The sequence below is a fragment of the Robinsoniella sp. RHS genome, assembly GCF_001029355.1.
GTDB lineage: Bacteria > Bacillota > Clostridia > Lachnospirales > Lachnospiraceae > Robinsoniella > Robinsoniella peoriensis.
The window spans coordinates 1-14,987 of the sequence record NZ_JNGB01000150.1 but is presented as its reverse complement, the minus strand read 5'-3'; the positions used below and the strand labels follow the sequence as shown (position 1 = coordinate 14,987).

The 14,987-nt window shown below is 39.7% G+C and carries 15 protein-coding genes and 1 pseudogene; 14 read left to right on the top strand and 2 right to left on the bottom strand.

Annotated elements, in window-relative coordinates; translation table 11 throughout:
* Positions 1-77 precede the first annotated feature (77 nt).
* From RHS_RS26700 to guaA, 3 genes are all read left to right on the top strand, one after another.
* Positions 78-590: a DNA-deoxyinosine glycosylase gene (locus tag RHS_RS26700; protein ID WP_047834881.1), complete on the top strand. Its 513-nt coding sequence runs from the start codon at positions 78-80 to the stop codon at positions 588-590.
* 76 nt (positions 591-666) lie between these two features.
* On the top strand, positions 667-1,992 hold the full coding sequence (locus tag RHS_RS26695; protein WP_047834880.1) for an MATE family efflux transporter: 1,326 nt from the start codon (positions 667-669) through the stop codon (positions 1,990-1,992).
* A 208-nt stretch (positions 1,993-2,200) separates the two neighbouring features.
* Entirely contained in the window at positions 2,201-3,742 is a 1,542-nt protein-coding gene (gene guaA, locus RHS_RS26690; protein ID WP_044294217.1) for a glutamine-hydrolyzing GMP synthase, read from the top strand.
* Between the two features lie 203 nt (positions 3,743-3,945).
* On the opposite strand, the gene RHS_RS26685 is transcribed toward guaA, so the two are convergent.
* Positions 3,946-4,464 (bottom strand): helix-turn-helix domain-containing protein, encoded by a 519-nt coding sequence (locus RHS_RS26685; RefSeq protein ID WP_047834879.1) that lies wholly within the window; start codon positions 4,462-4,464, stop codon positions 3,946-3,948.
* Between the two features lie 379 nt (positions 4,465-4,843).
* On the opposite strand from RHS_RS26685, the pseudogene RHS_RS26680 reads away from it, so the two are divergent.
* The 6 genes and pseudogenes from RHS_RS26680 (at position 4,844) to RHS_RS26655 (ending at position 9,814) form a co-directional block, all read left to right on the top strand.
* Positions 4,844-5,968 (top strand): annotated as a pseudogene (locus tag RHS_RS26680) (tyrosine-type recombinase/integrase).
* Positions 5,959-6,282, top strand: coding sequence for a plasmid mobilization protein (locus RHS_RS26675; protein WP_047834878.1), 324 nt, complete (start codon positions 5,959-5,961; stop codon positions 6,280-6,282). The pseudogene RHS_RS26680 and the gene RHS_RS26675 overlap by 10 nt, the downstream one beginning before the upstream one ends.
* A 161-nt stretch (positions 6,283-6,443) precedes the next feature.
* A complete protein-coding gene (locus RHS_RS26670; protein ID WP_047834883.1) occupies positions 6,444-7,397 on the top strand; it encodes an AAA family ATPase in 954 nt (317 codons plus the stop codon).
* Positions 7,398-7,463: 66 nt separating this feature from the next.
* The gene (locus tag RHS_RS26665; RefSeq protein WP_047834877.1) at positions 7,464-7,697 is read left to right on the top strand and encodes a hypothetical protein; all 234 of its coding nucleotides are present in this window, start codon (positions 7,464-7,466) and stop codon (positions 7,695-7,697) included.
* Between the two features lie 350 nt (positions 7,698-8,047).
* Positions 8,048-9,427, top strand: coding sequence for a plasmid recombination protein (locus RHS_RS26660; RefSeq protein WP_047834876.1), 1,380 nt, complete (start codon positions 8,048-8,050; stop codon positions 9,425-9,427).
* Between the two features lie 9 nt (positions 9,428-9,436).
* Complete coding sequence (locus RHS_RS26655; protein ID WP_047834882.1) at positions 9,437-9,814, top strand: TnpV protein; 378 nt, start codon at positions 9,437-9,439, stop codon at positions 9,812-9,814.
* Positions 9,815-9,899: 85 nt separating this feature from the next.
* Here RHS_RS26655 and RHS_RS32075 read toward each other — a convergent pair whose 3' ends face one another.
* Positions 9,900-10,151, bottom strand: a complete 252-nt coding sequence (locus RHS_RS32075) for a helix-turn-helix transcriptional regulator (RefSeq protein WP_395023580.1) — start codon at positions 10,149-10,151, stop codon at positions 9,900-9,902.
* Between the two features lie 111 nt (positions 10,152-10,262).
* On the opposite strand from RHS_RS32075, the gene RHS_RS26650 reads away from it, so the two are divergent.
* From RHS_RS26650 to tnpA, 5 genes are all read left to right on the top strand, one after another.
* Positions 10,263-10,490, top strand: coding sequence for a sporulation initiation factor Spo0A C-terminal domain-containing protein (locus tag RHS_RS26650; RefSeq protein WP_047834875.1), 228 nt, complete (start codon positions 10,263-10,265; stop codon positions 10,488-10,490).
* A gap of 139 nt (positions 10,491-10,629) precedes the next feature.
* Positions 10,630-10,953 (top strand): helix-turn-helix domain-containing protein, encoded by a 324-nt coding sequence (locus tag RHS_RS26645; RefSeq protein WP_047834874.1) that lies wholly within the window; start codon positions 10,630-10,632, stop codon positions 10,951-10,953.
* 51 nt (positions 10,954-11,004) lie between these two features.
* A complete protein-coding gene (locus RHS_RS26640; RefSeq protein ID WP_047834873.1) occupies positions 11,005-11,376 on the top strand; it encodes a hypothetical protein in 372 nt (123 codons plus the stop codon).
* A 153-nt stretch (positions 11,377-11,529) separates the two neighbouring features.
* Positions 11,530-14,094: an SIR2 family protein gene (locus tag RHS_RS26635; RefSeq protein WP_047834872.1), complete on the top strand. Its 2,565-nt coding sequence runs from the start codon at positions 11,530-11,532 to the stop codon at positions 14,092-14,094.
* A gap of 660 nt (positions 14,095-14,754) precedes the next feature.
* Positions 14,755-14,987: IS66 family insertion sequence element accessory protein TnpA (gene tnpA / locus RHS_RS26630; RefSeq protein ID WP_047834871.1), on the top strand; the 233-nt coding region annotated here is incomplete at its 3' end.

Sequence of the window (14,987 nt, the reverse complement as noted above, 5' to 3'; positions counted from 1 at the left end):
TATAGGGGATATAATATTATAGTTTCTTGTAAAAGCCAGGCACTTAAGCCGGGCTTTCGTTCAGACAGGAGTAAGATATGAAATTAAAAGATAATCAACAGTATACCCATTTGTCCCATACCTTTGATCCGGTATTTGACAAAGATTCTAAAATACTGATACTTGGAACATTTCCTTCCGTAAAATCCAGAGAAAATCAATTTTATTATGGGCACAAACAGAATCGGTTCTGGAAAATCATAGCTGCGCTGACTGAAGGCGAAGTTCCTGTGACAATTGAGGAAAAGAAGACCCTTTTGCTGAATAACCACATTGCGATCTGGGATGTAATAGCAAGCTGTGATATCATTGGTTCCAGTGACAGTTCCATTAAAAATGTCATTCCGGCAGATCTTCCAATGATTCTGGGACAGGCTGATATCGGAAAAATATACGCCAACGGTGGAAAAGCATATGAGCTTTATCAAAAGTATTCTTTTCCAGAGACAAAGCGTGAAATCACTCGTCTTCCAAGCAGCAGTCCGGCAAATGCTGCATTCAATATGGAACGGCTGCTGGAAGAATGGAAACAGATAAAGGAATATATTTGATAGCAAGAAGATTACGCTGCTAAACTGCTTAATAGCAAGTAAAAGTACAGGAAGAGAAGAATTGGGGGAGAGAACAATGATGTTCACAAATAAACAGCTGAAGCAATTAATTGTACCTTTGATTATTGAACAGCTGTTGTCGGTAACCGTAGGAATGGCGGATTCGGTAATGATCGCCAGCGTAGGAGAGTCAGCAGTATCGGGTGTATCGCTGGTAGATACCGTAATGGTCCTGCTGATCAATATTTTTGCGGCCTTGGCGACCGGAGGTGCAGTCGTAGCGGGGCAGTACATAGGCCAGAAGCGTGCAGAGCGCTCTTGTAAGGCCGCAGAGCAGCTGGTCCTGTTTACTACTGTACTTTCTATTATTATTACTGCGGTGGTCTATCTGGGGCAGGGATTGATCCTGCACGGCGTATTTGGGCAGATAGAAGCAGATGTCATGGGACATGCAGAGACATATCTAGTAATTGTAACGGCATCCATCCCGTTTATTGCCCTGTATAACAGCGGTGCAGCATTGTTTCGTGCAATGGGCAATTCCAAAGTTTCTATGAAAACATCACTGCTTATGAATGCCATAAATATAACAGGAAATGCTATCTTAATCTTTGGTTTGAAGATGGGAGTTGCAGGAGCGGCTATACCGACTCTGATTTCCAGAATCGTAGCAGCAGTCATCATGATACTGCTGCTTGCAAGAGCCAATCAGGAAATCCATCTTCCACGGCCATTTTCTATCAAATTCGACAGACATATGGTACGTAAAATTTTACATATCGGAATACCAAACGGTCTGGAAAACAGTATGTTCCAGCTGGGTAAAATCCTGGTACTCAGTCTGGTAGCCGGTTTTGGCACAGCATCTATCGCAGCAAATGCCGTGTCCAATACCATAGCAATGTTCCAGATTTTACCGGGGATGGCAATCGGATTTGTGATCCTGACAGTTGTATCCCAGTGTGTGGGCGCAGGGGATTACGACCAGGCAAAACATTATACCAAAAAGCTGATGAAGATCGTCTATGTTGCCATGTGGGGCATGAACGTTATTATATTCCTGTTGCTGCCTTTGATCATGAAAGTCTATAATCTTTCTGATGTGACCGCGCAGATGACAACACAGATATTAACCTACCATGCCATTTGCTGCTGTACGATCTGGCCCATGTCATTCTCATTGCCCAATACTCTGCGGGCTTCAAATGATGTGAGGCTGACCATGATAATATCCATATTATCCATGTGGATTTTCCGCATTGCTTTCAGTTATGTGCTGGGAAAATACCTGGGCTGGGGTGTATTTGGCGTATGGGTAGCCATGACCATAGACTGGCTGTTCCGTGGAATCTGCTTCATGATCCGTTATGCCAGAGGAAAGTGGCAGTATCAGAAGATATAAATGAGTGTGTGTAGTGGGCAGAATTAAATGATCCAACAGCCCCTTGTATTGGTTAAATTTTATCATTTATATAAAAATTTGGTATTTTATTTAAAAATAGGATGAAAAAAATAAAGTAAATTACTTGTAAAACTGTATTTCTTCCATTATAATGGAGAGAATGCATCATAAAGACTAAGGAATGAAAGAAAACGTAGGAGGACAAACCGTGAAAAGAGAAATGGTTATAGTACTGGATTTTGGCGGACAATATAATCAGTTAATAGCAAGACGTGTACGAGAATGCAATGTTTACTGTGAGGTGCATCCTTATGACATGGATCTTGAAACCATAAAAGAAATGAATCCAAAAGGAATTATTTTCACCGGCGGACCAAACAGTGTCTATGGAGAAGATTCACCAACCTGCACAAAAGAAATATTTGAGCTGGGCATCCCAATCCTGGGTATCTGCTACGGATCACAATTGATGGCACATTTACTGGGAGGAAAAGTCACAACTGCTCCTGTAAGTGAATATGGAAAAACGGAAGTAGATGTAGATACCAATTCCAAATTATTTGAGGGCATAGACGGCAAGACAATCTGCTGGATGAGCCACACAGACTATATTGAAAATGCACCGGAAGGCTTCAGCATCAAAGCCCATACGCCAGTTTGCCCGGTAGCTGCAATGGAAATGCCAGAAAAGAACCTCTATGCGGTACAGTTCCACCCAGAAGTCGTACACACACAGCAGGGAACAAAAATGCTGTCAAACTTCGTATATAATGTCTGCGGTTGTGCAGGTGACTGGAAAATGGATTCCTTCGTAGAGACGTCCATCCAGCAGATCCGCGAAAAAGTCGGCAATGGAAAAGTGCTTTGCGCCCTTTCCGGCGGTGTGGATTCCTCTGTGGCAGCTGTAATGCTTGCAAAGGCAGTAGGAAAACAGCTGACCTGCGTATTCGTAGATCACGGTCTTCTCCGTAAGGACGAAGGAGATGAAGTAGAAGCCGTATTCGGTCCGGAAGGCCATTATGATCTGAACTTCATCCGCGTAAACGTACAGGACAGATTCTATGAAAAACTGGCAGGTGCTGAAGAACCGGAAGAAAAGAGAAAAATCATTGGTGAAGAATTCATCCGTGTATTCGAAGAAGAAGCTCAGAAAATCGGAAAGGTTGATTACCTGGTACAGGGAACAATTTATCCGGACGTAATCGAAAGCGGCTTAGGAAAATCAGCAGTGATCAAATCACACCACAATGTGGGAGGACTCCCCGACTATGTTGATTTCAAAGAAATTATTGAGCCTCTGCGCCTCTTATTTAAAGATGAAGTACGTAAGGCCGGCTTAGAGCTGGGCATCCCGGAATATCTCGTATTCAGACAGCCATTCCCGGGCCCGGGACTTGCTATCCGTATCATTGGAGAAGTAACGGCTGAGAAGATTGAGATATTACAGGAAGCAGATTTTATTTATCGTGAGGAAATTGCAAAAGCTGGTGTTGATAAACAGATCGGGCAGTACTTTGCAGCACTTACGAATATGAGATCCGTTGGAGTTATGGGGGATGAGAGAACGTATGACTATGCTGTGGCATTGCGTGCGGTTACTACATCAGACTTCATGACGGCGGAGTCGGCAGAACTGCCTTGGGAAGTGCTGGGGAAAGTGACCAGCAGGATCGTGAATGAGGTGAAGCATGTGAATAGGGTGCTTTATGATTGTACGGGGAAACCGCCGGCTACGATTGAGTTTGAGTGATAAAAGCTATCCTGAGAACCGCTAAAACTGGCGGTTCTCGGGGTTTTTGGCTCTACATTGATAACAAAATGATAACACTGGCAACGGGGCATTTATTTTTTATTGCGTTGGTGGCTAGTGAGCAAACTGGATCTATTTCAATAAAAGGGGTCTTTCCGAATTGAGTAATATCAATTTGGCAAGACCTTTTTGCGTGAAAAGATTTATTCGTTATTTTTTGCTGCTTCAGCTTTCTTTTTAGCCCATAATGCATCCACACCCTTTTTAAATTCCGCTGACTCCATTTTAGGGTAAGTATAACGCCACTGATCATATTCCTCTTTGGTGATTTCTCCGGCATCCAGTTTTGCAGCCTGTTTCTGCCATGCTTCAAACATATCGAACATGTTTACATAGGTCATGCCCTTGCGTTTATCCAGCCGGAGGCATAGTTCCCCGTCAAGTTCTCCGATGTGCAGACCATAAATATCTTCTAATGCAAAGAATGTGTGCATAAGACCAACGTAACTGTCAATATCGGGAACAGCCAGTGCCTTAGGGGACACTTCAAAGATATCAGCCAGTGCGTTAAGATAAGTTTCTTTTGGACTTCGAGCACCCTTTTCATACTGTGCAATACGGACATCTGCCTGCATATCGTTAAATCCCAGCATTTTGCCGAGGTATTTTTGTGTAAACCCATGAAGCAGTCGAAAAAAATGAATTCTTTCTCCAATAGCCATAATCATTCTCCAATCTTTTTGGTTGATAAAGTTAGTATAACATAAATGTATAGAAACATTCAAGACAAACCAATACAGAAAAGTATTGAAATTTTATGAAAACCACTTGACCATTACAAAAAAGTATAGTAACATGTGACTATACTAAAAAGTATTGAAATTAAAAAGAAAGAGAGGACACCTATGGAGAAAATGTTTATGCGAGTAGAGGAGGTAAGGAAAGAATTAGGAGTTTCCGAATCATATGCGTATAAATTGATACGCAAATTAAACAAAAAACTTGCCAAAACAGGCTGTGTTGTCATAGCTGGGCGGATTGACCGTAAATTTTTCTATGAACACTTTTACGGAACACAAGGCTACGAAGGGAGGATTGACAATGCCAATATACAAGAACGAGAAAAACGGGACGTGGTATGTTATGGCACGTTACAAAGATTGGAGGGGAGAGCGAAAGCAAAAATGCCAGCGTGGTTTTGCTACCAAACGTGAGGCACAAGAGTGGGAACGTCAATTCATGTTGCAGAAAAAAGCGGATATTGATATGACGCTGGATAGCTTCTGTGAGATGTACGAAGCAGACGTCCGTCTTAGGCTAAAGGAAAACACATGGCTGACAAAGGAAAGCATTATTCAGACTAAAATCCTTCCTTATTTGGGGAAACGGAAATTGTCGGAGATAACAGCAAAAGATATTATCGACTGGCAGAATGAAATGCGAAACACAAAGGGAAAGACGGGAAAACTTATTTCACCTACCTACCTCAAAACCATTCATGGATAGTTGAGTTCTATTTTCAATCATGCCATACGCTATTATGACTTGAACGTCAATCCGGCAAAGAAAGCAGGAACAATGGGAATGGAAGAAAGTAAGGAAATGTTGTTTTGGACAGAGGAGGAATACCGGGAATTTGCAGTAGCCATGATGGATAAGCCCCTTTCCTATTACGCCTTTGAAATGCTTTACTGGTGCGGTATCAGGGAGGGAGAAATGTTGGAATTGACACCAGCAGATTTTGACTTTGAAAATAAGACGGTAACAATTAATAAGTCATACCAGCGATTGAAAGGGCGTGATGTGATAACTACTCCGAAAACAAAGAAAAGAAACCGGGTGGTGAAAATGCCGGAGTTCCTTTCCGAAGAAATGCAGGACTGCATGAAACAATATTACAGTCTAAAACCGAATGACCGGATATTCCCGGTAACAAAGCATTATCTATCCCACGAAATGGATAGAGGTTGTAAAGAAACGGGGGTAAAACGAATTCGTATTCACGATTTGAGACACAGCCATGTATCACTGCTTATTGATATGGGGTTTACTGTATTGGCAATTAGTGACCGGGTGGGACATGAAAGTGAGAAGATTACGTATAGGTACGCTCACCTATTTCCATCAAGGCAGACAGAGATGGCAGAACGCCTAAATTCAAAAAGAGAGGAAATACAAGCAGAAGAAAATTTATATGAAGAGAACGGAGAAATATTATGTCAGTAAAAACATTAGATCAGCAAGGTCCTTGGAGGAATAAAACGGTAGCATTCCGGGTGTCACCGGAGGAGGAAGAGCAGATAGAGGCTGCGGTTAGACTATCAGGTTTAACAAAAGAAGACTTTATCATTCGCCGTTTGCAGGAGAAAGAAATTGTAGTTGTGGGGAATCCGAGAGTATACAAGGCATTGAAAAATGAATTAGCAAAAATGCTTGAAGAATTGCAGCGTATCGAAGCAGGAGGTGACGTTACAAGAGATTTATTAGATACGATGGAATTGATTACTATAACCATGCAGGGGATGAAAGATGAGCAGTAAAAATGCCTTTAAGTGTCGGCAAACACCTAAAGGCAGAGACTTGATGGAATATCCAAATCTATCTCTAGGGCTATTCTATCAAAGTCTCCTGATGCTTACAAGCAGAAACGGAGGAATTATTGAGTAATAGAAGAAAAGAACCAGAGTTAAGGCTGATTAATATGGAAACGGTGGAGGTAGAGCAGATAGACTGGCTGCTCTACCCATTTATCCCTTATGGAAAGGTTACGATTATACAGGGCGATCCCGGCGAAGGCAAGACCACAATGGTACTGCAAATTACTGCAAAACTGACAAAGGGGGAAATGGTTCTGCCGGATAGTGAAAATTATACGGAAGATGAATCGGACCGGGAGGCGGTCAGCGTGATATATCAAACTGCCGAGGATGGACTTGGTGATACGATAAAACCTCGGCTTTTGGAGGCAGGGGCGGACTGCCCCCGGGTTTTGGTCATTGATGACGGGGAACAGCCACTGACGATGCTGGATGAACGGTTGGAGGAGGCAATTGTAGAAACAAATGCCCGGCTGATAGTGTTAGACCCCATACAAGGCTTTTTAGGGGCAGAGGTGGATATGCACCGGGCAAATGAAATCCGTCCGCTTATGAAACGGGTGTCAGTGCTGGCAGAAAAATACCATTGTGCCATTATCCTGATTGGGCATATGAATAAGAATAGCAGCAGTAAATCATCTTATCGTGGACTAGGCTCTATTGATTTTCAAGCGGCAGCACGAAGCGTTTTGGTAGTGGGGCGTGTGAAAGATGAGCCGGAAATCAGAGTTGTGTGCCATGTGAAAAGTTCTTTAGCACCGGAGGGAAAGTCTATTGCTTTTCGGCTGGATAAGGATAACGGATTTGAATGGATAGGTGAATATGATATTGAAGCAGATGATTTACTGAATGGAGATAACCGGGGACAGAAAACGAGAGAGGCAAAGGCATTTCTACAAGAGATTCTAGCCAATGGGCAAGTTATGCAGACTGAGATTGCAGAGGAGGCGGATAGCCGGGGCATAAAAAGAAAGACGCTCTTCAATGCTAAAGCATCATTAAATGTTCAATCAAATAAGGTTGGGAAACAGTGGGCATGGACATTGCCTGAAAAATAAAAAGAAGATGGCAACATTCCCTGTTCTTAAAGAGAGGGGAACCTTGCCACCTTGAAAGGAGATAAGTTGAAAAGTGTACAGATACCATATGAACTGTTAGTTTTACTGTTTCGCTATCATTTACTGGAAGATGAAAGCTGTGCAAAGGCAATTCAGCTTGCATTGGAGAAGAAAGTAAATGCTTTGGCTGACCGTGAGCTTTATTCAAAATATAAGACAGCACCCACGCAGGAAGAACGGGAAAAAGCAAGAACTGAATATTTGGATAAGCGTGGTGTGCCTGATAGCTTTCGCTGGTAATTCTTCCTTGGGGTAACAGACAGGTGCGTGCCACGCTCCTGTTTATGGCGGACAAGAAGAAATGTCGGACTGGCGATACGGTAAGGATAGGCAGACGGGAAGAAAACAGCCGGAACAGCCATAACGTCCGCAGGACGAAAAGGTCTTCGCTCCGCTTCGGTCGGTGCAGAACAGACGTCCCCCGGATGTCTTACACCCCGGCAGGGCGCAAGGGCAGCTTTAGATAGACGTAGGCTGTCAAAAGTGCTTTTGCGTTACTTTCGGGAAAGTAACAAAGCCTAAACGCCGTATCCGGCATTTATAGAAAGGTAGGAAGGAGAGGATGCTTATTGAGAAGAACGATTAGCGTCATGGTGGGAAAGGGGTCTGTCAACCACAATAGCAGAAAGTTTCATGCTAAGAATACAGACCCGGAACGAAGCAATCTGAATATAGAATACTGTAATAAAAATATAAAAGACGTATATCACCAATTATTTGATGAAGCACTTACCCGGTATAATGCGAAGCAGACCCGGAGTGACCGCCAAATAAAAGATTATTATGAAAAGATTCTCGCCGGAAAGCAGGAAAAGCTATTCCATGAAATTATTCTGCAAGTGGGTAATAAAGATGATATGTCGGCACAAATGGAAAGTGGTCAATTAGCAGCGGAGGTATTGGACGAATATATGCGGGAGTTCCAAAAGAGGAATCCCACTCTCCGTGTATTTTCTGCTCATTTGCATATGGACGAAGCGACACCGCATCTGCATATTGATTTTATTCTCTTTACAACGGGAAGTAAGCGTGGGTTAGATACACGAGTATCTTTAAAACAGGCATTGGCAGCAATGGGATTTAAAGGCGGTACAAGGAGCGAAACAGAGTGGAATCAGTGGGGAGAAGTTGAAAAAGAGGTTCTTGCAGCTGTTATGCAGGAGCATGGCATTGAGTGGGAGAAACGGAATACTCATGAAAAGCATTTGTCCGTCCTAGATTTTGAAAAGAAAGAACGGGCAAAGGAAGTAGCCGAACTGGAACAAGAAATTGATGGATTGGAAGAAAAAAGTGCTGGGTTGACCGAGAAAATTGAGGCAGGAAGAGAAAATATAGACCTGCTGGAGAAAGATAGGCAGGAGGCAGAAAAAGCAGCAGAAGAGGCAAAAAAGCAGGCAGAACAAGTGGAAAAGCAGAAACATATCTACAAGAGAGAATGGGAAATGCTCAAACCAGTTATGGAGGACGTTGCAAGGGAACTAGAGGGATTTAGGGGAAGGGTAGAGGATATGCTGCCACCTTCTAAGGCTTTTGAAAGTGCTGCCAGTTACCGGGAGAATAAGGCGAAACCGCTGTTTGTCCAAATGAAGAATAAAATAGCTGCATTGGCTGCAAAACTTTCTGAAACGATACGAGAACTGACACGGATAAGAGCAGATTATAGAAAACTGAAAGCGGAACATAATCTGCTGGTCTCGGGATGTGATGATTTGAAAGCGGAAAATGCCCGTCTAAAGACTGTTTCCACCATGTTTGATCGAGTGGTGCGTATCTTCGGTGAAGAAAAAGTATTTACGGCGGTAAGGCAAGATGAAAGCAGGGAACAGCAGGAGGCAGAACGTAAGCAGCGAGAACAGTTAGAGAAGGAAATGAGTATAAGTAAACGCTTGGAACGGGCAAAACAACATGTGAAGGCACGAGAGAATGGGCAACCAAAGAAAAAACCAAAAAGCAAAGGTATGGAAAGGTAGGACCAAATGATGAAAAAGCATATTTATGATGAAAAAAATGGACTAAGTTACACATTGCATGGAGATTACTATTTGACGGATTTGTTACTACCCGAAGAAGAACCTGTCATTATTGGGAAATACGGCAGACTACACAGAACATTTCTAAAGGAGCATAAAAGAATTGTGTTCACTCAGCTTCTTACACAGGGTAGTCTTATGAAATATTTAAATCAGATTGACCGTAAGGCAAATGAAAGAGAGGAATTGCTAATCGGGCAAATGGTAGAATCGCAAGGGGTTACAGAACAATTGAAAGCAGATAATCAGATGATTTGGGTAGGAAAAATAAATCAAATTAGAAATGCTGCGGAGGAAATCGTACTGAAAGAATTAATATATGTGTAGCTGGTAGTGCTATTTATGTAGCATAAACGTATTTACCGGAAATAAAAAACGCCCTAGATTACAGCGAAAACTGAATCTAGGGTTGTTATTTGTAGGACAATCCTTTGAATATTGTATTGAAATCAGTGCGGAAAATTTCGGCTAAAGCAATTAGTTCGCTAATCCGGATATTATAAGTACCAGCCTCCATTTGCGAATAGATGCTCCTTGTGATAGAAAAGTTACGGATTTGCAGTTGAGCAGCCACTTGTTCTTGGGTTAAATTTAAACTATTTCTCAAGTTCTGAAGGTTGTTTCCTAAAGAAACATCTTGTATTTGTTTCAATTTCTGCGACATAATTATTACCGAGCCTTTCGTTTGCTGTACATAGATTTATATTGATTCTAGTATAAAAAGTATGTATAATTGCAATTAATACATTGCAAGGAAAAGAAAGGACAGAAACACATGACAAAAAGAGAATTTAATAAGGTAATGAAAAAGATTGCTGAAAGAGAGGGAATTAATCCGGTAGAGGTTGAAAGGGAGATTCAAAAGGCAATAGATGCTGGATTTTACAGCACAGAGATAAAGGCGAAGATTGAGTGGGCAAAAATACCATGTAAAGGAGAGCGTCCAAATCCAAATGAATTTATTAGCTATATGAGTAAAGAAGTTAAGGAAACCGTTAAATAAGAAAAGGCAGTACGCTTATTTTTTTAACAAAATACTACTCAACTATAAAGCAATATACTTCCTTAGATAAAATCTAATAATAAAGTCTCGCAAGGGATAGAATAAAAGCAGCATATATCGAAAGTGAGGTGTAGGTTGCTTGTTAGATGAGAAGTATATTGCAAAGCGTATAAAAGAACTCTGCGATAAAAAGCAGATGACTATGTATGCGTTATCGAAAAAGACCGACATAAGTCAGTCATCTTTATCAAATCTGATGAAAAGAGGAAGTACACCTACCTTTTATACATTGAGTAGGGTTTGTGATGGCTTGGGAATCACGCTGGCACAGTTCTTCTCTGATGAAGTGGGAAAAGCGGAATTGTCTGCTGAACAGAGAAAAGTTCTGGACATGTGGGAAACCTTATCAGATAAAGAAAAAGAAGCGGTAGAGATTTATGTGAGGGGTATGAAGTTAAAATAGAGGCAGCCTGATTCGGGCTGCTTTTTGCGTATTTGCCGGAAAGGCAAAGAGATGAAGAAAATAATTATAGTAGGTATGGTGGTGTTACTTGCGGGGGGTGCTTCAGTGAAGGAGGAAAAAGAGGGACATTCTTCTATGGTGGTTACGGCTGATGGGGAAATCATATCAGCGTATCGAGACGGAGAAGATGTAACAGATGAGAGGCGAGCACTGGAGGCGCAGACGGAAGAGGCGGTTAGCCGGTTTTTGAATCGTGAGCGGGAGGATTTGGAGTTTGATGTGTTCTGTATGCTGGAAATGGACGGTATGACGATTGAGGTTATGGTTGATGAGGTTTCTTATACGTTTACTTGTAGTATGCAGGGGGATATTATTGGTGTTGGAAGGACGGATGGGAACAGGTTTGATTTGAGGGATAAATGATTGCGTGAGTAATAATAAGAGTTCATATTTATCTGGTAAGTAAAATTATGAATACGATTTTGTAAGTTTGGGCTGGTTAATTGTTTTTGAACAAGCTATAATATATACAGACAATTAGTAAGAAAAATAGAATTTGATCGGAGAATGTAAATAATGGATGAGGATATTTTGAAGTTAAAATTGTCATTAGAGGAGAAAACGCCAGCTTTATTACTTGGAGCAGGTTTTTCATATGGAGGAGTTAATGAAAATGGAGATGATTTACCGTTAGGTGCTAAATTAGTTGAAAATTTATATAACCATATGTTTGTGGATAATCCACCATGTATAGAGGTGCTGGAAGAAGATTATGAAGGAGCCACTATATACAAGAATGGAGGTGACTTAAAGGGATTATGTGGATTATTGAGAGATGAAGGAAGAGTGGAGGAAAGAGATGTCTATTTGACGGCCGTTTTCAGGGGGGCAACAATAGAAGATAATAGTAAGCTATTTAATATAACAAATTATAAATGGGATAAGATTTTCACTTTAAATATAGATTGCCTTTTGGAATATGTATTGGAGAAAAAGACTGTTCCTTTCAAAGTATGGAATAAATACAATGATGATCGAAGAAACAATAATGGAGATACGTTGATAATTAAATTGCATGGATGCGTGCAGAACTCTAAAGAGGGCTATGTTTTTGATGATAAAGAATACATTGATTTTTGGAATGATGACGATTGCTTTTTGAGGGACTTTGGTGATGCTTTTTCAAAAGGAGATATGATATTTATAGGTACTGAATTCCAAGAAGAGGATTTAAAAACTATTATCAGTAAATATGATTCAAAGGGTTACGACTCAAGTGGAAATAATTATTTTTTTGTTGCTCCTAAAATTAATGATGTTCGCTTGAAAAGGCAAATATCGTCTATTGATAATTATTTTTGGATAAAATGGACTACAGAAGAGTTTTGTGAATTTTTGTATGAAAACGTAATCTCTGGAAAAGAATCTAAAAAAGTTCTTCAGGAACGAGGAATGAAAGTTATTGATGATTTGTATAAAAATAAAACCATTGATTATGAAAGTAGATTGTATGCTGGATATGAGGCTACATATAAAGATTTTTTTGGTGATTGGGATATAATTCATCCGGGTTTAAAACAATTTGAGGATAAGATAGTTGGTATTAATAAGCATCTTGTAGCAGCGATAATAGGAAAATCCTATGTAGGAAAAAGCTGTGCTGCAAAAAGAGTGTTAGTTGATTTGCGAAAAAAAGGGTATCTTACTTTTGAATTTAATATGAGATCCTCTGAATATATGCAGTTATTCATAGAATATTTAGAGCAGTTGCCTAACAATACTAAGGTTGCAGTTTTATTTGAAGAAGCATCCTTCTACTATAGTTTATTGTATACAAATCTAATAAAAAAATGTCCTAACAGTATAAAACAACTAATAGTAATAACATCGGATACAGTTAGTAATCATTTTTCAAAAAGGGATATATTGAAAAGTAGTAACTGTTTGCAAATATTTATGATTGATGAAAAAATATCATGGTCGTTTGCAGATGTAATATACCAGAAATTAAAAGACAAGCACTGGTTGAATAAACCGGCAATCAGTGGTAGCACAAAAATTGATGTTAAGAAATATGCTTGCGAAGTTGACGATATTATTGAATTGTTGTATACGATATCTAATGGTCAGGGATTTGAAGCGCATTACATTGATATGTTTGTTTTGTTAGATAAGGACATTAACTTTAAGTATTTGCAGGCACTTGCACTTATGGAAGTTTTGGGATTGGGAAGTATTCCTTGTAGAATTCTTCCAACTATAATAAAAAATGAACGCACCAGATTTAATTTTAAAGAATTTAGAAACAAGTTTGATGAGATATTGTTAGTTGCAGAAAATAGAATAAAGATAAGATGCTTGAGGTTGATTCAGAGAGCAATTATTTCCAATGTTGGAGAAAAAGAGATTAAGGAGATATTATGTGAAATAGTTAGACAGACCCAAGGACAGTTTAATGAGGGGGACGTTAATGAATGGAGTGAAATTTTTCAAAAGGCACTGACCGTCAAACGAATATTACGAGAAAAGTTGTTGTCCTTAAAGCTGATAAGGCAATTGCTAAATGAAGTAGAGAAGTACAGCGAAAGATATAGTTTTTATTGGATTCAAAGGGGGATTGCAGCACAAAAAGATTTGGAATTTGATTTAGCTGATCATTATTTTAGAGAAGGAATAAAGATTAGACCGAACTCATATCAAGCACATCACGCAATGGCTAAAAACTTGATGGAAAGGGCTGTGGAGCAAGCAGAAAAGGGTGATTTCTCGTATGCACCCCATTATATGGATGAAGGACTTAAAGAAATGAGGAATATTATTGATAGTCCTGCATATAGCAGAGGATACAAATATTCGTTGCATGCGTTTATTGATATGAGTATTAAATATTCTGGTATAACTAACACAGACATATGTGATGATGATATGCTATATATTCAGGAAAAAGTCATGTCTTTACCTAAAAACGAGATTGATACATTCATCACTGGAGGAATAAAAAAGTATATTCAGTATTGCCAGGAGAAAGTGTGTGAAAATTATTGCCAACCTATTATTGCAAAGCACTATGATTGCATACCAAATATCCAAAGGGCGACAGAAGAGGACTATATGGTAGAAAACCTAGATTGGGAAATTTAAAAAGAATAATTTTACATTAATTAAGATAAACGCTTGCATGATTTTTGTGTAATATAGGGAGTGATAACATAATTATGATAACAAATTGATAACACTAGTTCGGTTAGAGCAAACTGATAGGACAGTTGAACCAATTTAAAGTCAAACAAAACCAATACACCCTTACAAAATAGTATAGAATCAACTTTTAGTTTGCGAGTTTGAGTAACGGACAGAACCCCGGAAATGCTGATGGAATGGGCATTTCCGGGGTTGCTTTATGGCGTTTGGCTCTACTTTGGCTCTATTTGCTTTTTGTTAAGAAATATGATGAATATTAATAGTCATATGAAAATTAATAATAAAGTCTATAAAATTTAATCAATGGATACGGAAGTGCAGTTACTGCTAGAATAGAAAATTTTTATTTGTTGCATATCAGATATAAAGTTATTATATATATTATAATCACGGTAAAGAATATCTTTAGCAATTGTTGCAAGGTAAGCGATGAATAACATGGCGTTCCAAAATTCAGCCCCGGTATGAGATAATCTACCTACATGAAGTAGAAAAACCATGATCTGCCTAGAATTGACAGCTGAGCTTTTTACTATAAGTATACTACCTGAGTTTGAGCATTTTACTTCATAGTCTGCAAGAATGGAGTTGAAGTACTTAATGGACCATCCTCAAAACTTATCTGCTTCCGATCGTCGCTGGTTTGATTTAATCCAACAGTGCCGCACCAGTGGAAAATCCGATGCACAATGGATGCAGGAACATGAAATTAAATCACCCACTTTTTATTATCACGTAAAACAGCTACGCAAGAAAGCCTGCGATATCCCTGAAAATAGTTTTACCAGACAAAGAAACGATATCCAGGAAGTCGTTCCCTTGTTTATGAAGGA

Coding starts and splice junctions, on each gene's coding strand:
- RHS_RS26700 (WP_047834881.1), top strand. CDS start 78: ATGAAATTAAAAGATAATCAACAGTATACCCATTTGTCCCATACCTTT.
- RHS_RS26695 (WP_047834880.1), top strand. CDS start 667: ATGATGTTCACAAATAAACAGCTGAAGCAATTAATTGTACCTTTGATT.
- RHS_RS26685 (WP_047834879.1), bottom strand. CDS start 4,464: ATGGCTATTGGAGAAAGAATTCATTTTTTTCGACTGCTTCATGGGTTT.
- RHS_RS26675 (WP_047834878.1), top strand. CDS start 5,959: ATGTCAGTAAAAACATTAGATCAGCAAGGTCCTTGGAGGAATAAAACG.
- RHS_RS26670 (WP_047834883.1), top strand. CDS start 6,444: ATGGAAACGGTGGAGGTAGAGCAGATAGACTGGCTGCTCTACCCATTT.
- RHS_RS26660 (WP_047834876.1), top strand. CDS start 8,048: ATGGTGGGAAAGGGGTCTGTCAACCACAATAGCAGAAAGTTTCATGCT.
- RHS_RS26655 (WP_047834882.1), top strand. CDS start 9,437: ATGAAAAAGCATATTTATGATGAAAAAAATGGACTAAGTTACACATTG.
- RHS_RS32075 (WP_395023580.1), bottom strand. CDS start 10,151: ATGTCGCAGAAATTGAAACAAATACAAGATGTTTCTTTAGGAAACAAC.
- RHS_RS26650 (WP_047834875.1), top strand. CDS start 10,263: ATGACAAAAAGAGAATTTAATAAGGTAATGAAAAAGATTGCTGAAAGA.
- RHS_RS26640 (WP_047834873.1), top strand. CDS start 11,005: ATGAAGAAAATAATTATAGTAGGTATGGTGGTGTTACTTGCGGGGGGT.
- RHS_RS26635 (WP_047834872.1), top strand. CDS start 11,530: ATGGATGAGGATATTTTGAAGTTAAAATTGTCATTAGAGGAGAAAACG.